General features: G+C 70.5%; 23 protein-coding genes and 1 pseudogene. 14 read left to right on the top strand and 10 right to left on the bottom strand.

Going from position 1 to position 22,481, the window contains the following annotated elements:
- Window positions 1–65 precede the first annotated feature (65 nt).
- The 6 genes from ABTZ43_RS10025 to ABTZ43_RS10050 all read left to right on the top strand — a co-directional run bounded on the left by ABTZ43_RS10025 (window position 66) and on the right by ABTZ43_RS10050 (window position 4,083).
- Window positions 66–530, top strand: a complete 465-nt coding sequence (locus ABTZ43_RS10025) for an Lrp/AsnC family transcriptional regulator (RefSeq protein ID WP_056419812.1) — start codon at window positions 66–68, stop codon at window positions 528–530.
- A gap of 135 nt (window positions 531–665) precedes the next feature.
- Window positions 666–1,286 (top strand): hypothetical protein, encoded by a 621-nt coding sequence (locus tag ABTZ43_RS10030; RefSeq protein ID WP_350538673.1) that lies wholly within the window; start codon window positions 666–668, stop codon window positions 1,284–1,286.
- A gap of 35 nt (window positions 1,287–1,321) precedes the next feature.
- Window positions 1,322–1,939 carry a TetR/AcrR family transcriptional regulator gene (locus ABTZ43_RS10035; RefSeq protein ID WP_350538691.1) on the top strand — a complete coding sequence of 206 codons (618 nt, stop codon included), beginning with the start codon at window positions 1,322–1,324 and terminating at the stop codon, window positions 1,937–1,939.
- Window positions 1,940–2,082: 143 nt separating this feature from the next.
- Window positions 2,083–2,373, top strand: coding sequence for a DUF4287 domain-containing protein (locus tag ABTZ43_RS10040; protein WP_056419820.1), 291 nt, complete (start codon window positions 2,083–2,085; stop codon window positions 2,371–2,373).
- Window positions 2,374–2,412: 39 nt separating this feature from the next.
- Complete coding sequence (locus ABTZ43_RS10045) at window positions 2,413–3,057, top strand: dihydrofolate reductase family protein (RefSeq protein ID WP_350538675.1); 645 nt, start codon at window positions 2,413–2,415, stop codon at window positions 3,055–3,057.
- Window positions 3,058–3,105: 48 nt separating this feature from the next.
- Window positions 3,106–4,083, top strand: coding sequence for a 1,4-dihydroxy-2-naphthoate polyprenyltransferase (locus ABTZ43_RS10050; protein WP_502885367.1), 978 nt, complete (start codon window positions 3,106–3,108; stop codon window positions 4,081–4,083).
- Between the two features lie 80 nt (window positions 4,084–4,163).
- Here the strand turns inward: ABTZ43_RS10050 and ABTZ43_RS10055 are convergent, their stop codons facing one another.
- Together ABTZ43_RS10055 and ABTZ43_RS10060 are read right to left on the bottom strand one after the other, a co-directional pair.
- On the bottom strand, window positions 4,164–4,457 hold the full coding sequence (locus tag ABTZ43_RS10055) for a DUF4229 domain-containing protein (RefSeq protein WP_350538676.1): 294 nt from the start codon (window positions 4,455–4,457) through the stop codon (window positions 4,164–4,166).
- Window positions 4,458–4,494: 37 nt separating this feature from the next.
- Complete coding sequence (locus ABTZ43_RS10060; RefSeq protein ID WP_149422462.1) at window positions 4,495–5,388, bottom strand: hypothetical protein; 894 nt, start codon at window positions 5,386–5,388, stop codon at window positions 4,495–4,497.
- A 149-nt stretch (window positions 5,389–5,537) separates the two neighbouring features.
- Between ABTZ43_RS10060 and ABTZ43_RS10065 the strand changes: the two genes are divergently transcribed.
- The 5 genes from ABTZ43_RS10065 (at window position 5,538) to ABTZ43_RS10085 (ending at window position 11,540) form a co-directional block, all read left to right on the top strand.
- Entirely contained in the window at window positions 5,538–6,518 is a 981-nt protein-coding gene (locus tag ABTZ43_RS10065) for a glycosyltransferase family 2 protein (protein ID WP_350538677.1), read from the top strand.
- Entirely contained in the window at window positions 6,515–7,873 is a 1,359-nt protein-coding gene (locus ABTZ43_RS10070) for a polysialyltransferase family glycosyltransferase (protein ID WP_350538678.1), read from the top strand. The genes ABTZ43_RS10065 and ABTZ43_RS10070 overlap by 4 nt, the downstream gene beginning before the upstream one ends.
- A gap of 32 nt (window positions 7,874–7,905) precedes the next feature.
- Entirely contained in the window at window positions 7,906–9,150 is a 1,245-nt protein-coding gene (locus ABTZ43_RS10075) for a cytidylyltransferase domain-containing protein (RefSeq protein ID WP_502885368.1), read from the top strand.
- Between the two features lie 84 nt (window positions 9,151–9,234).
- Window positions 9,235–10,107: an N-acetylneuraminate synthase family protein gene (locus ABTZ43_RS10080; RefSeq protein ID WP_149422465.1), complete on the top strand. Its 873-nt coding sequence runs from the start codon at window positions 9,235–9,237 to the stop codon at window positions 10,105–10,107.
- Window positions 10,104–11,540 carry a DUF6716 putative glycosyltransferase gene (locus ABTZ43_RS10085; protein WP_350538679.1) on the top strand — a complete coding sequence of 479 codons (1,437 nt, stop codon included), beginning with the start codon at window positions 10,104–10,106 and terminating at the stop codon, window positions 11,538–11,540. The genes ABTZ43_RS10080 and ABTZ43_RS10085 overlap by 4 nt, the downstream gene beginning before the upstream one ends.
- An 8-nt stretch (window positions 11,541–11,548) precedes the next feature.
- Here ABTZ43_RS10085 and ABTZ43_RS10090 read toward each other — a convergent pair whose 3' ends face one another.
- Window positions 11,549–12,151, bottom strand: a complete 603-nt coding sequence (locus tag ABTZ43_RS10090; RefSeq protein ID WP_350538681.1) for a TetR/AcrR family transcriptional regulator — start codon at window positions 12,149–12,151, stop codon at window positions 11,549–11,551.
- Window positions 12,152–12,259: 108 nt separating this feature from the next.
- Here ABTZ43_RS10090 and ABTZ43_RS10095 point away from each other — a divergent pair, with 108 nt between their 5' ends.
- The 3 genes and pseudogenes from ABTZ43_RS10095 to ABTZ43_RS10105 all read left to right on the top strand — a co-directional run bounded on the left by ABTZ43_RS10095 (window position 12,260) and on the right by ABTZ43_RS10105 (window position 14,391).
- Window positions 12,260–12,973, top strand: coding sequence for an SDR family oxidoreductase (locus ABTZ43_RS10095; RefSeq protein WP_350538682.1), 714 nt, complete (start codon window positions 12,260–12,262; stop codon window positions 12,971–12,973).
- A gap of 29 nt (window positions 12,974–13,002) precedes the next feature.
- Window positions 13,003–14,001, top strand: coding sequence for an NADP-dependent oxidoreductase (locus tag ABTZ43_RS10100; RefSeq protein ID WP_350538683.1), 999 nt, complete (start codon window positions 13,003–13,005; stop codon window positions 13,999–14,001).
- Window positions 14,002–14,315: 314 nt separating this feature from the next.
- Window positions 14,316–14,391 (top strand): annotated as a pseudogene (locus ABTZ43_RS10105).
- Between the two features lie 39 nt (window positions 14,392–14,430).
- On the opposite strand, the gene ABTZ43_RS10110 reads toward ABTZ43_RS10105, so the two are convergent.
- The 7 genes from ABTZ43_RS10110 to ABTZ43_RS10140 form a co-directional block, all read right to left on the bottom strand.
- Window positions 14,431–15,321 (bottom strand): siderophore-interacting protein, encoded by an 891-nt coding sequence (locus ABTZ43_RS10110; protein ID WP_350538684.1) that lies wholly within the window; start codon window positions 15,319–15,321, stop codon window positions 14,431–14,433.
- The gene (locus ABTZ43_RS10115; RefSeq protein ID WP_350538685.1) at window positions 15,318–17,144 is read right to left on the bottom strand and encodes an ABC transporter ATP-binding protein; all 1,827 of its coding nucleotides are present in this window, start codon (window positions 17,142–17,144) and stop codon (window positions 15,318–15,320) included. The genes ABTZ43_RS10110 and ABTZ43_RS10115 overlap by 4 nt, the downstream gene beginning before the upstream one ends.
- Window positions 17,137–18,786 carry an ABC transporter transmembrane domain-containing protein gene (locus ABTZ43_RS10120; RefSeq protein ID WP_350538686.1) on the bottom strand — a complete coding sequence of 550 codons (1,650 nt, stop codon included), beginning with the start codon at window positions 18,784–18,786 and terminating at the stop codon, window positions 17,137–17,139. Before ABTZ43_RS10120 ends, ABTZ43_RS10115 begins: the two co-directional genes overlap by 8 nt.
- Complete coding sequence (locus tag ABTZ43_RS10125) at window positions 18,783–19,571, bottom strand: ABC transporter ATP-binding protein (RefSeq protein ID WP_350538687.1); 789 nt, start codon at window positions 19,569–19,571, stop codon at window positions 18,783–18,785. Before ABTZ43_RS10125 ends, ABTZ43_RS10120 begins: the two co-directional genes overlap by 4 nt.
- An 11-nt stretch (window positions 19,572–19,582) precedes the next feature.
- The gene (locus ABTZ43_RS10130; protein WP_350538688.1) at window positions 19,583–20,680 is read right to left on the bottom strand and encodes a FecCD family ABC transporter permease; all 1,098 of its coding nucleotides are present in this window, start codon (window positions 20,678–20,680) and stop codon (window positions 19,583–19,585) included.
- Window positions 20,677–21,750, bottom strand: a complete 1,074-nt coding sequence (locus ABTZ43_RS10135; RefSeq protein WP_350538689.1) for a FecCD family ABC transporter permease — start codon at window positions 21,748–21,750, stop codon at window positions 20,677–20,679. The genes ABTZ43_RS10130 and ABTZ43_RS10135 overlap by 4 nt, the downstream gene beginning before the upstream one ends.
- Before the next feature lie 8 nt (window positions 21,751–21,758).
- A partial coding sequence (locus ABTZ43_RS10140; RefSeq protein WP_350538690.1) for an ABC transporter substrate-binding protein occupies window positions 21,759–22,481 on the bottom strand: 723 nt, incomplete at its 5' end.

Here is a 22,481-nt window from a genome sequence, read left to right on the forward strand (position 1 = left end):
TCCGATCGGAGAGTTTGACGGAAAGATTCCGGTCATTATGGAATCCTGACGATAATCTTACATACATGGATGATTCTGTCGACCGCGCGATCCTCGCCGAGATCTCCCGTGACGGCCGGGCGACGCTCGCCCACCTCTCGGATGCCGTCGGACTCTCGGTCTCCGCCGTGCAGTCACGACTGCGGCGGCTGGAGACCCGCGGTGTGATCAGCGGATATCGCGCCATCCTCGATCCCGAGCTGGTCGGGACCCCGCTGTCGGCCTTCATCGAGATCACTCCGCTCGACCCGGCGCAGCCCGACAACGCCCCCGAGCTGCTCGAGCACCTCGTCGCGATCGAGGCCTGCCATTCCATCGCGGGTGACGCGAGCTACATGCTGTTCGTGCGGGTCGCCTCACCGCGGGCACTGGAGGAACTGGTCCGTGACATCCGGCTCGCGGCGAACGTCAGCACCCGCACCACGGTCGTGCTGCAGACGTACTACGAGCATCGGCCGATCATCGCGGTCGCCCCTGACGTCTCCGCGTAGCCGAAGGGCGTCCTGAACGACGATCGTCATCTTGCCGTGCTGTCACATAGTGTCTAAAGTCATTATGTGACTAATTCCGATCGATCGACGACTCCCCCGGCAGCCCGCCCCGGTGTGCGTGCAGCGACAAGAGCGATGAGGCGCCTGGCCCGCGACATCGTCGCCATCATCCGAGCGCACCGTCGCGCCTTCCTCGTCCTGAATCTCGCGTACGTCGGCATGTTCGGCCTCGGGATCCTCGCCACCGCGCTGGTCCCCGAGCTGCGACCGGGTGGCCTGGGTGCGCTGCAGGCGGAGCCCGGCGCGGGCGGACTCGGAACGGTGATCGGCGACGCGTACCGCAGTGGCAGCATCGCGATCGCTGCCGTGGTGACCTTCGCCGTCAACCTCGTGTCCGCATCGCTGCTGCAGACGACGGTTCCATCCCTCGTGGTCCCGTTCCTGGGAGTCGCGGCGACGCTGGCTCGGGGTCTCTCCTGGGGCGTGCTCTTCACTCCCTTCGGCGCCGAGGATCCGACGTTCCTGGTCCACTGGGTGACCCTCGCGATCGAGGGCTCGGCCTACGTCGTCGTCGGTTTCGCCGCGTGGGTGCATGGACGCAGGTTTCTGCAGCCGCAGCGCCACGGCTTCGAGACGCGAAGGGCCGGATATGTGGGCGGCCTCGTGGCGACGCTGAAGCTCTACGTGCTCGTGATCGTGCTGCTCATCCTCGGCGCGCTGTACGAGGCCGTCACCGTGATCCACCTCATCGCGTGAATCGCGATGCCTGGTACCGTCGCGGAGTGACAGAGATGCTGATGCCGATCGATCTGCGTCGCAACCCCGACGCCAGACTGCAGGTGTCGCGCATCGCCGCCGAGCTGTTCTGGCGTGACGGCGTCGCAGCGACCCGCGGCGAGGACATCGCCGCTGCCGCGGGGATCGCGACGCGGACGCTGTGGCGGTACTTCCGCTCGAAGGAGTCATGCGTCGAGCCGATCCTCGCGCAGCTCGGCCGACGTTTCTCCACGGTGCTCCGCGCCTGGCCGCTCGAGATCGGACTCGCGGACTACCTGACGGCGGCGAGCGTGCCGGGCCCCGCCGACTTCTCGACGGACGACATCGCGGCGATGCGCATCGTCGTGATGGGATTCGACGAGCCGGCGCTGCGCAGCGCGTGGCTCATGGTCTGCGATAAGGCCGAGCGCGAGGCGGCAGCCGTCTTCGCCCCTCGGCTCGGGCTGCCGGCCGATGCGGATGCCGCGCGTCAGGTGGCGGCGTCGATCTCGGGGGCGATCCGCGCGCAGAGCGATGCGATGAGCCGCGACTACGTCACCGCGGGAATCGTTCCGCGCAGCGAGGACGTACTCGAGCAGCTGGTCACCGCGATCGTGGACGCGAGCAACGGGCGTGTCGGGCCGGCCGTCTGAGGCCTCGACCGTCACCGCGACATTCGCGACGCGCGCGGGTGGCTGCGCGCAGGGGTGCGCGATGTCGGATGCCTGGGGCATCATGATCGTGCGGCCTCTCCGCCGCACCGACATCTCCGTCGCATCGACATCCGGGAGCATCCATGTCCTTCCAGGCCTACCTCGACAAGGTCGAGACCCAGACCGGTCTCACTCCTCGACAGTTCATCCGGCTCGCCGAGGAGCAGGGTTTCGACGCCACGACGAAGTCGACGGTCGTCCTCACCTGGCTCAAAGAGGAGTATGGCCTGGGGCACGGTCATGCCCAGGCGATGGTGCACGTGATCCTCAAGGGTCCGAAGATCAGCGACAAGCATGTCGGCAAGGGCGGGGCGCACGGCGACGCCTCCGACACGCTCTGGCTCGACGGCAAGGACAGCAACCCGAACGCCTGACCCCCGTCCGCCGAATCGTCAGAGAAAGCGAGCAGCACCATGGCAGTACGCGTCGACCTCAACGTCTCTCTCGACGGGTTCGCGACGACCACCGATCAGACGCCGGAGAACCCGTTCGGCGATGACTGGGGCCGACTCGTGGCGGCCTACACCGCGACGCGCACCTTCCGCGCGCGGGTGTTCGGCGATGACTCGGGCGCGGGGACGACCGGCGTCGACGAGAAGTACGCGCACGCCTATTTCGAGGGCATCGGCGCGGAGATCATGGGCGCGGGGATGTTCGGGTTGCACCAGCATCCCGACGATCCCGAATGGCAGGGGTGGTGGGGCGACGCTCCGCCGTTCGAGGTGCCGGTGTTCGTGCTGACGCACCGATCACGCGACTCGATCGAGTTCGCGAACGGCACGGTCTTCCATTTCGTCGAGGCGGCCCCCGCGGAGGTCCTGCGGCGAGCCGTGGAGGCGGCGGGCGACGCCGACGTGCGCATCGGCGGTGGGGTGGACGTGGTGCGGCAGTTCCTGCAGGCGGGGCTGGTCGACCGGGTGCACCTCGCGGTCAACCCGCTCGTGATCGGCAGCGGGGAGCGCATCTGGGACGGACTGCGCGGCATCGAGAAGGACTATGCGCTGCACACCGAAGTGGCCGAGAGCGGTGTCAGTCACCTCACCTTCCGCCGCGACTGAGGGGCGGGCGCACCGGCGCACATCGCCGCCCCCAGTAGGATTCCGAGCGTGGCAGCATCCTCGAAGCGCAAGAGCACCCCCGCCCGCGTGAGCGGCAATCCCGCGAAGCGGGCGAGTGGCGACCCGGCCAGGCGACCCGCCATCGAGGCGGGCCCGGTCACGATCGGCGACTGGATCGGCGCCGCGCGTCTGCGCACCCTGCCGCTCGCCGTGGCCCCCGTCGTGATCGGCACCGGCGCCGCGCGCAGCACGGGACCGGAGTTCCACTGGGTGATCGCTCTGGCGTGTCTGGCGGTCGCCGTGCTGCTGCAGATCGGCGTGAACTTCGCGAACGACTACAGCGACGGCATCCGCGGCACCGACGCCGTGCGTGTGGGTCCCGCGCGTCTCACCGCATCGGGTCGCGTGGCGCCGCGCACCGTGCTCGTGATCGCGCTCGTCTTCTTCGCCCTCGCCGCCGCCGTGGGCATCGCGATCGTCGTGCGCACCGAGCAGTGGTGGATGCTGGCGATCGGCGCGGCCTGCATCATCGCCGCCTGGTTCTACACGGGAGGCAAGCGCCCGTACGGGTACAACGCTCTCGGCGAGGTCTTCGTCTTCATCTTCTTCGGGCTCGTCGCGACCCTCGGCACCACCTGGGTGCAGGTGTTCGCGCTGCCGCAGCAGGCCTGGCTCGGCGCCGTCGCCGCCGGTCTGTTCGCCTGCGCCGTGCTGCTCGCCAACAACCTGCGCGACATCGACCAGGACCGCCTGGTCGGCAAGAGAACCCTCACCGTGCTGATCGGCGCGCGGGCCACCCGGGTGCTCTTCACGCTGTTCGTGCTGGTGCCGTTCGGCATCCTCGTCGTCATCGCGCTGCTGTATCCGATCGCGTGGATCGGACTGCTCGCCCTGCTCGCGGGGCTGCCGGCGATCCTGATCGTCTGGACGTACCGTCAGCCGAAGGAACTGGTCATCGCCCTCGCCCTGACGTCGCTGACCGCGCTGCTGTACGCGGGCGCCATGTTCTGGGCGCTCGCCGGCTGACTCGCCCGGATCCCCACAGCGGGGGAGTGCGCGCGGTGGCGTGCGCGAGGGAAGAGTGCGCGCGCCCGGGGGACGGCGGGTCAGTCCTCGCGGCGGGTGATGCCGCCGTCGATCGCGGCGTCCTCGGCATCCGCATCGGCCTGTTCGGCGGAGCCACGGCTGTCGCGTCGCGCCACCATGCGCGCCGATGCGTCGGTGAGAGGTGCACGCAGGAAGAGCATCGAGATGCTCACCCCGATCAGGGCGGCGAAGATCGCGGCGAGCCACCAGTACTCCCGGAAGATCGGGAAGAAGAACCACATGATCGCGAGCGGCACGAGGAATGCCAGCAGTCGGAGCACGGTGTAGACGAGGAAGGGTGCGCGGTTCTTCACCCGGCCAGTCTACGTTCGCGACCTGAGGCGTCGCCTGTCAGCTCCCGATCCCCAGGTCTCGCAGGGGGATGCCGCGGATCACGCGTCTCCACGGGTGCTCGCCGAGCGACCACAGCAGCGCCGCGTCGACATCGAGAGCGAGGTCCTCGCATCCGACGGGGAGCGGTGTCGGGTCGCGCACCAGCCCCTCGCGCGGGCCGGACCACAGCGTGCCGGGGTGCATCAGGTCGGACTGCGACACGAGGTGCCGGTCTCCCCAGCGCACGGCGCCCTGCATATGGCGGATGCCGGGCGAGAAGCGGGTCTGCTCGTGGAACGAGTCCTCGTCGGTCGCCGGCACGGTGAACTCGGCGATCCTGCCGGTGTCGTCCCTGCTGTATTCGCCGATCAGCACCCGGCGCAGCGGCGTGCCGTCGTCGTCGAACACGCGCCCGAGGTACGAGCAGCGCAGCTCGATCGGGTGCACGCGGGTGCGCACGGCGACGAGCGCCGTGCCGCGGAGCCCGTAGCGGGACGCGCCCGCGAGGCGGCGTGCGTCGGCACCGCGCACCCGGCGGATGCGCGCGAGATCGAACTCCCAGATCCCGCGTCCGGTGGCGGCGACGAACAGCCGGTCGTCGAACCATGCGAGCCCGCCGGCATGGATGGCTGCGGGCTGCAGCACGCCGTCCTCCTCGACGGCCAGCAGCACGTCGAGGTGCCGTGAGCGGTCGAGGTCGATGAACGCGACGCGGGAGGCGAGGTGATGGCCGTCGAGCTGCTGACGGAACCAGCTCACCGCGAGCGTGCGTCGGCCGTGCCAGATCCCGAGGTCGATGCCCTGCGGATACCAGCGTCGGGTCCACGACCGGGCGCTCAACCAGTGCAGCTCGACCGCGCCGCGGCGCTTCTGCCGCACCGGACGCCAGGTCGTTCCGAAGGGCCAGAGCATGCTCCCATCGTCGTGCATCACCGGGCGAGGGGGCGAATCCGACACCCGAGGCACCTGGCGGCCTCTGACGTCACCGCGCGTTCACCCCCGCGTCCCCGACCGGCAACGAACGCCTGAGAGCATGCCGGGATCGCCGATCCGGGAGTCCCGTGCGCACACCGCTCGTCACCGTCATCCTGCCCGCCAAAGATGCTGGCGCCTTCATCGGCACGACTCTCGAGACCCTGACCCGTCAGTTCGACGACCCGGGGGCGCTCAAGCTCGTCGCCATCGACGACGGCTCTCGCGACGACACCGGCATCCTGATGCGGCACTATGCGGAACGGTTCCCGCACGCGACGGTGCTCGTGAATGCGCGACCCCGGGGTCTCGCGAGCGCTCGCAATCAGGGACTCGAGCACGTCGAGGGCGACGCCTTCTGCTTCCTCGACGGGGACGACTGGATGCAGCCGCAGCGACTGTCGGTGCTGACCCGCCGTCTGCACGAGCTGAACTGCGACGTCCTGCGCACCGATCACGTCACCGTCAGGGACGGCGTGCGCACGCTGGCGACGGCGCCCTACCCGTGGCGGGAGAGGGTGGTCTCACCGCGGGACGCGATCCTGCCCGACGACCAGCCGACCATGGTGGACTATCCGTTCGCGTGGGCGGGCATCCTGCATCGGCGGGTGCTCGACGACGGTCTCGCCGGCTTCACCCCTGGGCTCTTCACCGCCGAAGACCGCCCGTGGATCTGGCGCCTGCACCTGCAGGCCCGCTCGTTCGCCGTGGTCGATGCCCCCGCCCTGCTCTATCGTCGCGGGGTGTCGACGTCGCTCACCCAGGTGCGCGATCGTCGCCAGCTCGACTTCGTGCGAGCGATGGCGGAGGTGCTCCAGCTCGTGGAGGCCGATCGCGAGGCCGAGCGCTTGCTGCCCAAGGCCGTGTGGAGTGTGCTGGCGCTGAGCTCGCGACACCTCGTGCGGTCCCGGCGGATGACCCCGGGACTGCGTGCCGAGATGCGCACGGCGGTCAGGGGGCTGCTCGCGAAGCTGCCGGACGCCGAGGCAGCGGCCGTGCTCGCACGCCTCGACGGACCGCGACGGCGGGTGCTCGCACCCCACCTGCGGGCGGTCGGGAGGGCGGCATGACGCAGCTCTTCGCCCTGCACAGCGCGTACGGCCTCGCCACGGTGGCGGCGGCGCTCGACGGCGGACTGCTCGGCGCGCACGGCGAGCGCATCCTCGTGCCCTTCGTCTCGTCGCGCGTGCCGGAGACGTCGGTGGGGATACTCGCCGACCCGGCCCTCGCCACCCTGCGGGACCGCTTCGATCGGGTCGAGGATCTCGACGCGCTGCTCGGCCCCCTGCATCCGAGCGGGTGGCAGCCGGACGCCGCCGACCTGCCGCTGCTGCGCCGATTGCTGACGCGGGCCTGGCGGCTCGCCGACGACGACCTCGAGGTGTTCGTGCAGAGCCCGCAGGTCGCCCCGGCGCACACGCTCATGCTGCTGTTCCCGCACGCGCGACTCACGGTCGTCGGCGACGGGCTGATGACGTATTCGCCGATGCGCATCCGCCTCCCGCACACGGTGACGGCGCGGATCGGGGCCGTCGTGTACGCCGACGTCGTGCCCGGAGTGACGCCGCTCGTCGGGGGGACCGCGGCCGTGCCCGTGCCCGTCGCGCCCGATCTCCTGCGCGCGGCTCTCGCAGAGACCGCCGAGGACGTCGACGACACGGCGGAGCTCGTCGATGCCCTCGGCGGGGAATCGACCGCGCTCGTGCTCGGACAGTACCTCTCGGCGCTGGGGCTGCTGAGCGAGCGCGAGGAGGTCGCCGCCCAGCGCGCGATGATCGACCGCGCGGCGCAGGATCGCCCCCTCCACATCGTGTTCAAGCCGCACCCCGCGGCTCCGCCTCGGCGCAACGACGCCCTGCGCGATCGGACCGGAGTGCACGGCATCGACTTCCGCGAGTACCACGGCGCGCTCGCCGCGGAGGCGTTGGCGGAGCGCATCGACGCCGGGGTCGTCGTCGCCGGGTTCTCGACCGCGCTGCCGACCGTGCGTGCGCTGTTCGGACGGGACATCGACGCGGTGGGCACCGCCGAGGTGCTCGCACGGCTGACCCCGTACGAGAACAGCAACCGCGTTCCCGCGACGATCGTCGACGCGCTCACCCGCCCGGACTCGCACTACCGCGACCCCGAACGGATGCAGCTGCTGATCGACGCGGTCGGCTACGTCATGCAGCCCCTCGTCGCCGCTCATCTGCGTGGTCGTGCCGAGACGCTGTTGGGGAGCATCCACCCCGCCGATCGCGAGCGGTACTTCACCGCGGACCGGCTGGCCGAACTGCGTCTCCCCGGAGCCCCGACCGAGACGATGATGCGGCGGATGCTGCGGCCCGCGGGAGGCGTGGGTCGCGCCGAGCAGGTCAGGCTCACCGTGCGGGGTGCGGGTCGACGCGTCGGTCGGGCCTGGCGCGTGCTCCGGGGGCGGTGACCGGAATGACCACGACGAGGAGGAGGACGGCGATGACGAACGGGACGGCGACGACGATGACCGACGCGACGACGACCGACGCGACGATGACGGACGCGACGACGCCGGATGCGGGTGATCGCGGACGGGTGGTCGCGATCATCCCGGCCCGCGGCGGGTCGAAGGGGGTTCCGCGCAAGAACCTCAGAAGGGTCGGGGGGATGCCGTTGGTCGAGCGCGCCGTGCGCAGCGCTCTCGCGGTCCCGGACATCGATCTCGTCGTCGTCTCGACCGACGACGACGAGATCGCCGCGGTCAGCCGTGCCGCCGGCGCGCGCGTCGTGCGTCGTCCGGCCGTGCTCTCGGGCGACACCGCCTCGTCGGAGAGCGCGATCCTGCACGCCCTCGAGGACCTCGAGGCCGCCGGTGAGCGCATCGACGTCGTGGCCTTCCTGCAGGCCACGTCGCCGTTCATCCCGACCGACGCGCTCGTCGCCGCCGTCCGCGAGGTCGGCGACGGTCGGGCGGACAGCGTGTTCGCCGCACACGAGACCTACGGATTCCTCTGGGGGCGCAGCGGCAGCACTGCTGCCGATGCGGCGGTCGCACTCAACCACGACGCCGCGCACCGACCGCGTCGTCAGGACCGTGAGCCGCACTACCTCGAGACGGGCGCGTTCTACGTGTTCCGTGCGGAGGGCTTCCGGGCGGCGGAGCACCGCTTCTTCGGTCGCATCCGCATCGCCGAGGTGCCGGAGTGGACGGCGATCGAGATCGACGATGAGCAGCAGCTGCGGATCGCGCGAGCGCTCGCCGCGCTGCATGAGACGCCGGAGCGCATACCGGTCAAGGCCGTCGTCACCGACTTCGACGGGGTGCACACCGATGACACCGCGAGCGTCGACGCCGACGGTGTCGAGCGGGTGCGGGTGAGCCGCGAGGACGGCATGGGGGTCTCGCTGCTCCGGCGGGCCGGCATCCCGATGCTGATCCTGTCGACCGAGGTCAATCCGGTGGTGCGGGCGCGCGCCGAGAAGCTCCGCGTTCCGGTGATGCACGGCATCGACGACAAGGAGTCGGCGCTGCGCGGCTGGGCGGCGGACGCCGGCATCCCGCTCGCCGAGATCGCCTACCTCGGCAACGACGTCAACGACCTTCCGGCTCTGCGCATCGTGGGGTGGCCGATCGCCGTGGCGAATGCGCATCCGCTCGTGCTCGAAGCGGCCAGGGTCGTGCTCCGTCGCCGCGGCGGACACGGCGCCGTCCGTGAGCTGATCGAACGGGTGTTGCCGGGCTGACCGGTGCCGGTAACCGCGTGGTCGTGCGGCGTTCACCCCCGGAGCGTACTCAGGGAGGACGGCATCTCGACGACCGGAGGAACCATGACTGTCAGCATCGGCTCACGCGTGATCGGCGGCGGCCACCCCGCCTATCTGATCGCCGAGATCGGCCTGAACCACAACGGCGACGTCGACATCGCCAAGCGCCTGATCGACGTGGCGGCGAAGGCCGGTGCCGACGCCGTGAAGTTCCAGAAGCGCACACCCGAGATCTCCACCCCCGAGCACATGCGCGACGTGCCGCGCGAGACGCCGTGGGGGACCATGAGCTACCTCGACTACCGCCGACGCGTCGAGTTCGGGCGTGACGAGTACGTCGCGATCGGCGACCATGCCACGATGCTCGGCCTCGACTGGTTCGCCTCCCCGTGGGACGTGCCGAGCGTCGACTTCCTCGAGGATCTGCACGTCGTGGCCCACAAGGTGGCCTCCGCGAGCCTCACCGACACCGAGCTGCTCGTCGCGCTGCGCGAGACGGGCAAGCCGATCATCCTCTCGACGGGCATGTCGACGATCGAGCAGATCGATCGCGCACTCGCCACGCTCGGCACGGACCGGGTCGTGCTGATGCACGCCACCTCGACGTATCCGCTGGAGCCCGAGGAGGCCAACCTCCGCGCGATCGCCTCGCTGCGCGACCGTTACCCCGGCATCCCCGTGGGGTACTCGGGCCACGAGCGCGGACTGCAGATCTCTCTCGCCGCCGTGGCGATCGGCGCCGTCGCGGTCGAACGGCACATCACGCTCGATCGCACGATGTGGGGCTCCGACCACGCCGCCTCGCTCGAGCCGACGGGGCTCGAGCACCTCGTGCGCGACATCCGGGTGATCGAGACGGCCCTCGGCGACGGCGTGAAGCGGGTGTTCGACAGCGAGCGCGCGCCGATGGCGAAGCTCCGTCGCATCTCCGCATGAGCGGATCGGGCATGAGCGGATCGGGCGCGAGCGGATCGGGCGCGCTCCGGGTCGTCGCGATCGCCGATGCCGACTCGTTCGTGAAGTGGTCGGCGTCGCTGCTCGGCGGCGTGCCCGGCATCCGTCCGCATCTGCTGATCGTGCAGACGCCCCTGACGGCCAGCGTCGCGCAGCAGCGCACGGCCCTGGCCGGAACCGGGATGCTGCCCGAGAACGTTACTCGGGTGGCCTTCGCGCAGGCCGCGGGGTGGCTCGAGGGGCAGCGCCCCGACGTCGTCCTGCTCGCCGGGCGCGGGCCGTTCGTGCGGCTCATGGGCCGGGTCGTCGACGTGCTCTCCCGTCGTCCCGTCGTCGTCACGGGCCTACCAGGCATGGCGATCCCCGCCCAGCGGGGCGCTCTGGAGTACCGCCGTCACAGCGACCTGCTCGTGGTGCACTCGCACCGGGAGGAGCGGGCCTTCGCCGACCTGGGACATCGGATCGGCGTGCAGGTGCCGACGGCGCTCGCCACGCTGCCGTTCGCACGCTCGAGGTCGCGGATGCTCGCGAGCGACCCGGCCAGGGTGCGCGCTGCGGTCGCCGACTCCGACCGCCACTCCCGCACACTCGTCGCCGAGCGACCCGTGCCGCAGGGTCAGGCCCGCCCGGTGCGGCCGCCGGCGACCGACCTCGTGTTCGCGGCGCAGGCCCTGGTCCCCGTCTCCCGCGAGCAGAGAGACGAGATCGCGGCGACACTGGTGCGCGCGGCCGAGGCCGATCCGACCCGCCGTGTGGTGCTCAAGCTGCGCTCACGGCCGGGCGAGGCCGAGACGCACCTCGAGAACGCCCCGTACCTCGACCTGCTGCCGACGCGGCTGCCTCCCAACCTGGCGATCTCGTACTCGTCGATGGCCCAGGCGCTGTCGACGGCGGCGGGGCTCGTGACAGTGAGCTCGACTGCGGCGATCGAGGCCGTCGCCCTGGGGATCCCGGTCATCGCCCTGGATTCGTTCGGGGTCAGCAAGAGCCTGCTGAACACGGTGTTCGTCGGCAGCGGTCTGCTCGGCGGGCGCAACGAGGTCGTGGCCGGTCGGTTCCGGCATCCGCATCCCGACTGGCTGCGCGACAACTACTTCCACCAGTCCTCAGAATCCGCGTGGTGGTCGCACGTCGAGCATCTGGTCGCGCTGCGGCGCGCCGGAGCGCTGCCCGCGCGCCGGGTGACCGCCGCTCGCGGCGGACGGATGCACGAGGCATGGCACCGCGCGAGCGTTCTCGGCTCCGAGGATCGCACGCTCAGCGGCGCGGCTGCTCTCGCGATCGGAGTGCCCGCCACCGCGGCGCTGGCCGCACTGCGCCGCGGTCGCGCGCCGGTGGGCGGCGGCACCTGGGCGGACGCGTCGACGGACTTCACGCTCGAACCGAACCCGTTCCAGGACTCGATCCGGCGCTGAGCAGCGCTTCACCGATCGAGCAGCGCCTCGATCTGGGTCCTGACGTCGTCGGTGATGTCGTCGATGCTCGCCTCGGCGTTGACGCCGGCCGCCATGGTGACGAACATCGCGGCCGAGACGATGCGCGCGAGTGTCGGGGCGTGATGCTCGTCGATCCGCTGATCGCGACTCAGGATGCCGGTCAGTGCCACCTCGGTCTCTCCGACGATCCGCAGTGCCTCGGCGTGGTGCGCGTCGGCCGGATTGCCGAACACCATCTCGCGGAGGTAGGTGCGGCCGTTCTCGACCTGCACGCGATTGCATTCGATGATCGGGCGGAGAAGAGCCATGGTCGCATCCAACGTGCTCGTTGCCGCTGCGGCCGCGAGGCGTCCGGTCTCCAGGGCCACGGCGTAGTGCGCGTTCTGCACGAGCAGCAGCAGTTCGCCCTTCGTCTTGGCGTATAGGAAGAGCGTGCCGGTGCCGACATCCGCCTTCTCGGCGATCTGCTGGGTCGTGACGTCGTCGATGCCGTGGGCGGTGAAGAGTTCGGCCGCAGCCGCCGTGATCCGCTCGAGCTTCTGCAGCTTGTTCCGCTCGCGGCGTCCGAGAGGTGTGGCCTGGCTCGACATTCTGATCCCCTCGGAATAGAAACTGAGTACAGTCGGTTATGAGTTGAGTCGCTTGTGCATGTGCTCAGCGATCATCCCCTCATTGTCGCAAAGAAGAAAGAGCGGTCCATGCCTTCACTCCAGGGAGCTGTCGTCCTCGTCACCGGTGCGAACGGAGGTATCGGCACGCAGTTCGTGCACCAGGCGCTCGAACGCGGCGCGGCCAAGGTCTACGCCAGCGCCCGCACGCCGCGCGAGTGGGCTGACGCGCGGGTGGTGCCGCTGACGCTCGACGTCACCGACGCGCAGTCCATCCGCGCTGCCGTGGAGGCCGCATCCGACGTGACCGTGCTGATCAACAACGCCGGCGCCTCCGTGCCGACGGCGGGGATCCTCACGCACACGGACGACGAGATCCGCCACAACGTCGAGACGAACTTCCTCGGGCCGCTGTTCCTGGCGCGCGCATACGCCCCGCTGCTGTCGGTTCGCGAAGGGGCCACCGTCATCGACATCCATTCGGCTCTCGCGTGGTTCGCGGTCGGCGGCATCTACAGCGCCACCAAGGCCGCCCTGTGGTCGGCGACCAACTCGCTGCGTCTCGAACTCGCTCCGGCGGGTGTCCATGTCGTCGGCGTGCACGTCGGGTACGTCGACACGGCGATGGCCGAGTCGGTCTCGGACCCCAAGACCGACCCCGCCGACCTGGTGCGTGCGATCCTCGATGCGACCGCACGCGACGAGTACGAGGTGCTCGCGGATGAGATCTCCGTGCAGCTCAAGGCCGGGCTGAGCGCGCCACTCGATGCGGTCTATCCGCAGCTGCGCACGTCGGCCGCCTGATCGCTGCCGAGACGCGAAGGAGAACGACGATGCGCGCATTCGTCCTCGAGAAGTACAGGCGGCCGCTCGAGCTCAGGGAGACCGCCGAGCCCGAGGTCGGAGACCGAGACGTCCTGATCAGGGTCGAGGCCGTCGGGCTCAACCAGCTCGACGAGAAGATCCGCACGGGGGAGTTCGCGCAGATCCTGCCGTACTCCCTGCCGGTCGTGCTCGGCAACGACGTGGCCGGCACGGTGATCCGCGTCGGGCGACTCGTCGAGTCCTTCCGGCCAGGCGACCGTGTCTTCGCTCGGCCGGATCAGGGGCGCATGGGCGCGTTCGCCGAACGCGCCGCGGTCGCCGAGGCCGATCTCGCCCTCATCCCGACGCGGATCACGGCGGCCGAGGCCGCGTCTCTGCCGCTCGTGGCGCTCACGGCCTGGCAGGCGCTGGTCGAGCGTGGTCGGATCGAACCCGGGCAGAAGGTCCTCATCCACGCGGGTGCGGGCGGCGTCGGCTCGATCGCGATCCAGCTCGCGAAGCACCTCGGCGCGACCGTCGCCACCACGGCGAGTGCGGCGAACGCCGCTTTCGTCCGCGCACTGGGCGCCGATGTCGTGATCGACTATCGCGCCGAGGACTTCGAAGAGGCGCTCTCGGGCTACGACCTCGTGCTCGACAGCCTCGGTGGCGAGAACCTCGAGAGATCGCTGCGGGTGCTGCGGCCCGGTGGTCTGGCCATCGGCATCTCGGGGCCGCCCGACCCCGCGTTCGCGAGGCGTATGGGCCTGAACGCCGTGATGCGATTCGCGATCGCCGCGCTGAGTCGACGGATCCGCCGCCGGGCGATGCGCCTCGGGGTCGAGTACGAGTTCCTGTTCATGCGCGCCGACGGCCGGCAGCTCGGCCGCATCGCGTCGCTGGTGGATGACGGGGTGATCACACCCGTCGTCTCGAAGACCTATCCGTTCGAGCGACTCCCGGCAGCCCTCGCCGATCTCGCATCCGGCGGCGGTCGGGGAAAGATCGTGGCCACGCTCGAGGTCTGAACGCGCCACTTGTGATATTCCGGGCGGCCGCGTAATGATCCGTGATCCCGCGCGTCTCTACAGGGGGAGGGCCCTCTGCGGCCCTTCCCCCGGCACTCTCTGCCGGGCGGCCGCAGCCTTTCCTGGCTCCGGCGGGGGAAGGCGCGGGGGCGTCTTCCCCCTTTTCCGTTCCGACCTCTTCTGCCCCGCACGGGTGTGGTCGTGCGGGGCGGAAACGTCGCAGGGCGACGCGCTGCGTCATGATCCGACGCACTCTGTCAACCCCCGCAACGATTCTCGCCATCGGCGACGGGGCCGGGTAGCGTCGTCATCATCGCGGCGATCCGGGCGGTCCCGGGCCTCAGCTCATACCTGACGGCGTGGCGGGTTCGACTCCCGCCGTCGCGTCCACTTCAGAGGGGCACGTACCTCTCACGAACACTCTCGCGGTCAGAGGCCGAGCGCATCCAGCCGTTCCTCGAAACGCACCTGCACGTCCTCGGGCTCGGCGCCCTCGCTCTCCGCCCAGGTCGCATCGAGATCTCTGCGCACCGACTCGGGCAGAGCGGCGAACTTCGTGTCCCACGAGTCGATGGGGGTCCAGTATCCGACGACCTTGAACCGGGTCGCGGGAAGGCCGAGCTCTCTCCTGAGGTACTTGCGGGCGTCTCGCAGGGCGACGGTCTCGCCCGCGACCCAGACATAGCCCTCGTCGAGCGCGAGTCGTTCGTCGACGATCCCCCGCACCAGCTGGCCGAGAGCACTGGGGCCGTGACCGTTGCCGCCGACCACCCACGTCACGTCGGCCTCGGCGCCGAAGTCGAAGGCACCCCGATCGTGCTCTGGCGGCACCTCGACGACGATCCTGGTGCGGACGCCGGCCGCGGTGTCCACGGCGATGCGTGCGGCGGCGGGCAGTCCGGTGAGGTCGCACACGAGCACCTGCCAGGTGATGCCCGCAGGCGGCGAGTACAGCCCTGTCGGCGAGGTGAAGCCGAGCATGTGCCCCGGCTCGGCGCGCGCCGCCCACGGTCCCGCGACCCCCGACCGGTGGATCACGAAGTCGATGTCGAGTTCACCGGCATCCGGGCGCACGCCGCTGATCGTGTACGTGCGCATCGGGGACTCGGGCGCTCCCTCGGGGGTCTCCCACCAGTCGCCCGCAGGGACGGGCAGGGAGACGGACGTCGGGTCATCTCCGTGGGGGAAGAAGACCCGCACGTATTCGTCGCCGACGCCCGTGCTGAGGAACTCGGAGACATCGGCGCCCCCGAGAGTGACGCGGGTGAGCATCGGGGTCAGGGTGGTGGTGTGGGTGACGATGCCGCGGTGGATGTTCACGGAGTCCCTCTCTGCTCGTTCGGGGGGAGAAGCTCGTTCGGGGGGAGCTGGTCTTTCGGGGGGAGCTGGGAGTTCGGGGAGCGATGGAGCTGCGGACCTTCCGTCTGCGCCAGCCAGAAGCGGCGATAGAGCCCGTCGGTCGCCAGCAGGTCACGGTGCGTTCCGCGTTGGGCCGCGCGCCCCTCGGCGAACACGATGATCTGCTCGGCGGTCGACACCGGCTCCAGTCGATGCGCGATGAGCACGGTCGTGCGATCCCTGCGCAGCACCCTGATCGCCGCTTCGACGGCGTCGCGGTGGTGGAGCCCGACATCGGCCGTCGCCTCATCGAGGATCACGACGGCGGGGTCCGCGAGCAGCGCCCGTGCGATGGCCAGCTGCTGGATGCGTCCCTCGTCGATCCGGGCGCCGGCATCGTCGGAGGTCAGCGAGTCGACAGCCCACTCGGCACCGACGGCGATGAGCGCGGCGACCATCTGGTCGTGGGTCGCCGCGGGAGCGACCAGGCGCAGGTTGTCGGCGATCGTGCCGCGGAACCGGTGCAGCTCCTGCGAGAGGTAGTACGGGACGGTCGTCTCGGGTTCCATGTCGACGACGCCGGATATCGGCGGGTGATGCCCCGCGATCACACGGGCGAGGGTGCTCTTGCCCGAACCCGACGAGCCGACGAGCGCGGTGGTCGTGCCCGGCGCGATGCTCAGTGTGACGTCGCTGATGCCGCGCCCCGTCGTCGGGTATCGGTAGCCGACATCGCGCAGCTCGATCCCGACCCTCGGGCGGACGACGGGCTCGCGGTCACCGACACCGACCGGCGCTTCTCGCGGCGTCGCCGGAGCGAGGTCGATGACGCCCACGAGCCTGGCGAGTCCGATCGCCGCGCGCTGGATGTCGTCGAGACCGAAGATGAGCTGACCCACCGGATCGAACAGGCGATGGAACAGCAGCGCCGCGGTGGTGACCATGCCGACGGTGACCGCGTCGCCCGCGTGCAGCAGGAACCCCGTCGCGAGGATGGCACCGAGGCCGACCAGCTCTCCGCCGTTGATCCAGCGGAACAGCCGGTTGCGCACACGGACGCCCTCGACCTGCATCCGGATCGAGTCCTCCGCCCGCGTGCTGACCCGTTCCAGCGCGTGGTCCTGCTCGCCGAGAGCGGTGAGCGTCTCGATGCCCTCCACCGCCTCGAGCACGGCCTGGCTCCGTGCGGCCTCGCGCACGCGCACTTCGCGGAACACCACGCGAGAGCGACGGAGGAACGCCCGGGTGCCCAGCAGGTAGAACGGCACACTCGTGATGCCCGCGAGAGCGAGCCGGGGATCGAGCGCCGTCAAAGCGAGCACGGAGACCCCGATCGCGAACCCCGCCGACAGCAGCACCGGCACGACGTTGCCGCCCGCCTCGGCCACCGCATCGACGTCACCGGTCACCCGGGAGAGCAGGTCGGCGGTCTCGCCGTCATCGACCGTGCTCACCGGCAGGCGCATCGCCGAGGCGAACACGTCTTGGCGGAGGTCGGCCAGCACATCCTGAACCAGCCCGGCCAGCACGCGAGCCGCCCAGAGCATCGCCAGGGCGGCGCCGACGGCGCCGGCTCCCGCGCCGACGACCCATCCGGCGATGACCGCGATGCCCGCATCGTTCGAGACCGCGTCGACGATGCGACCGAGGCACGAGGGCAGCACGACCCCGAGAGCGGAGGCGACGAGGAACAGTGCGGCGGTCGCCGCCGCCCGCCCGCGGTGGCGGCGCAGCAGCGTCGTGATGACGACGCGCACCCTGGCGCCCGTCGCGATCGGCAGCAGCGGGGTCGGGGCCTCAGTCATGGGCGGCATCCGTTCCTTCGGGTGACAGGTCGATGACCCGATCGCAGGCGCCGAGGAGCACCGGCGACGTGCTGATCACGATGGTCGTCCTGTCGAGTTCGGCGAGCGCTGCGGCGATGTGGGCCTCGGTGATGGCGTCGACGGCCGAGGTCGGCTCGTCGAGCACCAGCACGTCGGCGTCGGTGTGCAGTGCGCGCGCGATCCCGATGCGCTGACGCTGGCCCCCCGACAGCCGTCTGCCGGCCTCGCCGACCTGCGCGCTCCATCCGCCGGCCTCGGTGATCGTGTCGTGCAGAGCGGCGACCGCTGTCATCTCGGGCGACGGGGCGGCCGTGACTCCGTGGCCTCCCACGGCCTCGCGCAGCGTGCCGCTCGCGATGGTGTGACGGTGGGGCAGCGCGACGACGCGTCGGCGGTACTCTCGCGGATCCAGATGCCTCGGGTCGTGCAGGGCGCCGTCGATGGCGACCGCGACGGCGTCGGGGCCGGGAGGCGTGCGAAGCCCCAGCAGACGCGAGAGCGCGCGGGCCTCGTCGCTGTCGGAGGGGCGGATGCCGAGCAGCTCGCCGCGGTGCACATCGATGTGCGGGGACCCCTCGGGGCCGGGGCGGAACGTCAGAGCGACACCCGCCTCGACGGGGCGCCGCTGCGCGGAACGGGGCGCGGCGAGCGGGCCGTCGAGCAGATCGTCCGTGTCGATCATCTCGGCCAGTCGCTTCGCCGAGGCGAGCTTGTGGATCCAGTTCGAGGGGAACGTTCCGGCGTACGCGAGGGATCCGCTGACGAACTGCGCGAGACCGAGCACGGTGACGAGCTCGCCGATGCTGATCTGCCCCTCGGCGGCGAACCACGCCGACAGCCCGGCGAGCACGGTCGTCGCCACCGCGGCGAGCACGGAGCTCACCGCGTCGTAGGCCGCGAGCGATCGTCCGGCGGCCGTCGCCGCGATCCGGCTGGCGTCACTGGCCGTGATGTATCTGCGCACCGCCTCCTCGCGGGCGCCGATGCCGACGAGCACCCGGAACCCGGCCATGAAGTCGGCCGCGACGGCGCCGGCCTCCGTCGCGGCGCGCTGCTCTGCGGCGCCTCGGCGTTCGATGGGGCGTGAGACGATCCGCATCGTGACCATCATCGCGAGCGTCGAGGCGAACACGACCAGCGTCGCGATCGGCGAGATCACCAGCATGGCGAACGCGGCGCCCGCGATCGCCGCGATCGTGGCGCACTGCTGCGCGACCGACCACGCGACGCCCGCCACGCGATAGGTGTCGGAGGTGACGAAGGTCAGCGCCTCACCGGGGGTCATCGCCCGTCGGGAGAGGCGAGGGCGCAGCATCCGCGAGAGCGTGAGGTGGCGCAGCGCCTGCTCGCCGTAGCCGTAGACGCCGACCATCAGACGGGATGCGGCCTGGTAGCTCGCGGTCAGCAGGAGGAACGTGCCCAGGAGCACACCGAGCCACAGCGCGAGAACCTCCGGGTCGGATGGCAGCAGGGCGCGGTCGATCGTGGCGCCGATGATCACCGGGATCGCGGCCTCGGTGAGCGAGTGCACGATGAGCAGCGTGGTCGCGGCGGTCAGGGTGATCCCGCGTCCCTGCGAGGTGAGGGCGAGCGCGAAGAGCCGGCGGGGTGTGGTCGTCATCGCGTCCGCCGCCCCAGCGGCAGCACGAGCGGAGTGCCCGAGACCGGGTCGGTGATCACCGTGCAGGGCAGGTCGTACACGGCCTCGACGAGTTCGGCCGTGATGATCTCCCGCGGGTCTCCCTGCGCCACGATCTCGCCGTCCCGCATCGCGACGAGGTGGGTCGCGTAGCGGGCGGCGTGGTTGAGGTCGTGCAGCACCGCGACGAGGGTCGTGCCGCTGCGGTGCAGATCGGCGAACAGCTCCATGAGGTCGATCTGGTGGGCGATGTCGAGGAACGTCGTCGGCTCATCGAGCAGCAGATGCCTGGTCTGCTGAGCCAGGGCCATCGCGACCCAGACGCGCTGGCGCTGACCGCCCGAGAGCTCGTCGACGAGGCGTCGAGAGAGGTCGGTCACGCCGGTGGCGGCCATGGCCTCGGCGACGGCTCGCTCGTCGGCGCTGCTCCACGTGCGCATCGCGCTCTGATGCGGAAAACGGCCGCGCCCCACGAGATCGGCGACCGTGATGCCGTCGGGCGCGATCGACGACTGGGGGAGGAGGCCCAGCTTCTTCGCGGCATCTTTCGGCTTCAGGGAGCGCAGCTCGGCGCCGTCGAGCAGCACGGCCCCTGTGCTCGGACGCAGCAGCCGGGCGAAGCCGCGCAGCAGCGTCGACTTGCCGCACGCGTTGGGGCCGATGATGATCGTGAACGAGTCATCCGGCACCTCCAGCGACAGCCCCGAGACGATCGGGGTGTCGGAATAGCTCAGTGTGATGTCGCGGGCCTGCAGCGAGGTGGTCATCGGTGGTCCTTTCAGGCGCGGCGCGCGTACTGGGCTGCCAGCAGCCAGGCGAGATAGATCCCGCCGACCGACACGGTCACCACGCCCACCGGCACGGAGACGAGCTGGGCGAGGGTGTCCGAGACGACGACGAGTGCGGCGCCGGTGAGCATCACGGGGACGGTGCCCATCGGCGTGTTCGATCGGGTGAGTCGCTGCGAGATCTGCGGGGCGGCGAGGGCGATGAACGAGATCGGACCCGCGGCGGCGGTGACGAGGGCGACCAGCGCCACCCCGAACACCATCGCGGCGAGCCTCGTGCGTCCGGGGCTCACGCCGAGGGCGGTGGCCGCGTCGTCGCCCATCTCGAGCACCGGCAGGGTGCGGTTCAGAGGCAGGGAGGCGAGGGTGACGACCGCGAAGACGATCGCGGCGGGAACCAGCTGGTCGAATCCGAGGGAGGCGAGGGAGCCGGCGCCCCAGGTCGCCGCCATCATGGCCTTCTCGACGCTGACCGAGATCAGGATCCAGGAGGTGAGCGACCCGAGTCCCGCCGAGACGCCGATGCCCACGATGATCAGCCGGAACGATGACAGCGTGTTCCTGTGGGCGAGCACGTAGACGAGCAGAGCGGTGATCAGCCCGCCGACGAGAGCGCCGACCGCCTTGAACATGTAGGTGTTCAGCTCGAGCACGACCATCATCAGGGTCACGCCGAACTGCGCGCCGACGCCGAAGCCGATGATGTCGGGGGATCCGAGCGGGTTGCGGGTGAGCGACTGGAAGATGCCGCCGGCCAGCGCGAGGGCCGCTCCGCAGAGCACCGCGAAGAGCACACGCGGCAGTCGCCATTCGAAGACGACCTGGCGGATGTCGGGGTCGGATGCCGGGTCGACGATCGCGCGGATGACCGAGGGGAAGTCGACCTCGTAGGCGCCGATCGTCATCGACGCGAGGCCCGCCGCGATGATCACCACGACGAGGACGGCGCTGACTGCGACCGCGCGCACCGGGATGAGTGCCGCGACCCGCGAGGTCTCGATGCGGAGCAGCCGGCGACCGTGGTCGACGGGGGTGAAGTCCCGGGTCCGCCGGTCGTGAGAGGGCAGGCGTCGCTGGTCGATGCTCACAGTCCGCTCACCCGCTTGCGACGGACGAGGATGATCAGGATCGGTGCGCCGAGCAGCGCCGTGACGATGCCGACGCGCAGCTCGCCGCTGGGCAGCACGATGCGGCCGAGGACGTCGGCGAGAAGCAGGAAGGCGGGGCCGATGATCATCGAGTACGTGAGGACCCAGCGCTGATCGGGCCCGGTGAACCAGCGCACGACGTGCGGGATCATGAGGCCGACGAAGGCGATGGGGCCGGCGGCGGCGACGCTCGTGCCGGCGAGGATCGTGACGGCGACGATGACGAGCACGCGCGTGACGCGCACGCGCGCCCCGAGCGACTGCGCCAGGTCGTCGCCCAGTGCCAGGGCGTTCAGCGAACGCGCGCACAGCAGTCCGATGAGCAGGCCGGTCGCGATGAGCGGGGCCGCCCAGGCGAGCTGGTCGAGGGTGCGTCCGCCGATGGATCCGACTCCCCAGAAGCGCATGACCTGCAGCGTGCCGAGGTCGCGCAGCACGATCGCGGTCGTGAAGCCGGTGAACGCGGCGCCGAGCGCGACCCCCGCGAGTGTGAGCTTCATCGGTGTGGCGCCAGAGCGCCCGAACGAACCCAGCGCGTAGACGAGCATCGTCAGCACGAACGCGCCGAGCAGAGCGAAGGGCACGTAGGCGCCAGGGGTGGTGAGACCGAGGATGCCGACGGCGAACGTGACGGCGAACGAGGCGCCCGCGTTCACCCCGAGGATGCCGGGGTCGGCCAGCGGGTTGCGGGTGAAGGCCTGGATCAGCCCGCCGCAGACGGCGAGAGCGGCTCCGACGACGATGCCGAGCAGCGTGCGGGGCACGCGCAGCTCCCTGACCATCAGATGCAGCGGGTCGTCGTCGTCGTATGCGAAGAGCGCGTGCAGGACCGTCGCCGGGTCGATCGCACGGTTTCCGATCGCCAGCGAGGCGACGGCGGCGGCGGCCAGGACGATCACCGACACGATCAGTCCCGCCGCGAGCATGCCGGTGCGGCGCGGGGAGCCGTCTGCACGACTCCCCGCGCCGGTGTTCGAGACGTCCGTGCCGTCTTCCGTCGCCAAGGACATCTCTCGGATCACTCGCCGGCGATGGTCGGCTCGCCCTGCAGTGCGGCGGCCAGGTCGTCGACGTACTTCGGCAGGATGTACTTCAGCGAGAGCACGGTCGGTGCGCTGATCGCCGATGCCTCCGCGGCGTCGGCATAGATCACGTAGGAGCCGGCCTCGATCGGCGCCCAGCGGGAGACGACCTTGTTCTCGACCGTGTACGTGCCTTCGTCCGCGCTGCCGCCCCATGCGGCGAACAGGTCGGCCTGCACGTCGTAGAGCTTCTCGAGACTCACGCCGGTGTACCAATTGTCGCCCTCGGCGCTCGCCAGGAAGCTGTCCATGGCCGACGTCGAGGTGAAGCCGAGCGCCTCGGTGATGCGCACGCGCGGGTCGTACTCGAGATAGACGCCGAGGTCGGTGCCGCCCTCGTTCAGGGTCAGGCCCCAGACGAACGTCTTGTCGTCGAACTCGGGGTGCTCGTCGGCGAGGGTGGTGATCATCTCCTCGGTCTCGGCGATCAGCTCTTCGGCCTTCGCGTCCTCCGACATCGCCGTGCCGATCGTGCGGGTCATGTCCTCCCACGTGCTCGGGTCCCAGGCCCGCTCGATGTAGGGCACGGTCGGTGCGATCTCGGTCAGACGCTCGTACTCGACGTCGGTGACTCCCGAGTAGAGGCTCAGGATGAGGTCGGGCTTGAGCGCCTTGATCGCCTCGTAGTTGGGGCCGTCCTCCGTGAAGGGGATGATCTC

The organism is Microbacterium sp. NPDC097977, assembly GCF_040302605.1.
Classification (GTDB): domain Bacteria; phylum Actinomycetota; class Actinomycetes; order Actinomycetales; family Microbacteriaceae; genus Microbacterium.

Bases quoted from the DNA above. Each gene is read 5' to 3' on its own strand.
- ABTZ43_RS10025 (WP_056419812.1), top strand. From the start codon at position 66: ATGGATGATTCTGTCGACCGCGCGATCCTCGCCGAGATCTCCCGTGAC.
- ABTZ43_RS10030 (WP_350538673.1), top strand. From the start codon at position 666: ATGAGGCGCCTGGCCCGCGACATCGTCGCCATCATCCGAGCGCACCGT.
- ABTZ43_RS10035 (WP_350538691.1), top strand. From the start codon at position 1,322: ATGCTGATGCCGATCGATCTGCGTCGCAACCCCGACGCCAGACTGCAG.
- ABTZ43_RS10040 (WP_056419820.1), top strand. From the start codon at position 2,083: ATGTCCTTCCAGGCCTACCTCGACAAGGTCGAGACCCAGACCGGTCTC.
- ABTZ43_RS10045 (WP_350538675.1), top strand. From the start codon at position 2,413: ATGGCAGTACGCGTCGACCTCAACGTCTCTCTCGACGGGTTCGCGACG.
- ABTZ43_RS10060 (WP_149422462.1), bottom strand. From the start codon at position 5,388: ATGCTCTGGCCCTTCGGAACGACCTGGCGTCCGGTGCGGCAGAAGCGC.
- ABTZ43_RS10070 (WP_350538678.1), top strand. From the start codon at position 6,515: ATGACGCAGCTCTTCGCCCTGCACAGCGCGTACGGCCTCGCCACGGTG.
- ABTZ43_RS10075 (WP_502885368.1), top strand. From the start codon at position 7,906: ATGACGAACGGGACGGCGACGACGATGACCGACGCGACGACGACCGAC.
- ABTZ43_RS10080 (WP_149422465.1), top strand. From the start codon at position 9,235: ATGACTGTCAGCATCGGCTCACGCGTGATCGGCGGCGGCCACCCCGCC.
- ABTZ43_RS10085 (WP_350538679.1), top strand. From the start codon at position 10,104: ATGAGCGGATCGGGCATGAGCGGATCGGGCGCGAGCGGATCGGGCGCG.
- ABTZ43_RS10090 (WP_350538681.1), bottom strand. From the start codon at position 12,151: ATGTCGAGCCAGGCCACACCTCTCGGACGCCGCGAGCGGAACAAGCTG.
- ABTZ43_RS10095 (WP_350538682.1), top strand. From the start codon at position 12,260: ATGCCTTCACTCCAGGGAGCTGTCGTCCTCGTCACCGGTGCGAACGGA.
- ABTZ43_RS10100 (WP_350538683.1), top strand. From the start codon at position 13,003: ATGCGCGCATTCGTCCTCGAGAAGTACAGGCGGCCGCTCGAGCTCAGG.
- ABTZ43_RS10115 (WP_350538685.1), bottom strand. From the start codon at position 17,144: ATGACTGAGGCCCCGACCCCGCTGCTGCCGATCGCGACGGGCGCCAGG.
- ABTZ43_RS10120 (WP_350538686.1), bottom strand. From the start codon at position 18,786: ATGACGACCACACCCCGCCGGCTCTTCGCGCTCGCCCTCACCTCGCAG.
- ABTZ43_RS10125 (WP_350538687.1), bottom strand. From the start codon at position 19,571: ATGACCACCTCGCTGCAGGCCCGCGACATCACACTGAGCTATTCCGAC.
- ABTZ43_RS10135 (WP_350538689.1), bottom strand. From the start codon at position 21,750: ATGTCCTTGGCGACGGAAGACGGCACGGACGTCTCGAACACCGGCGCG.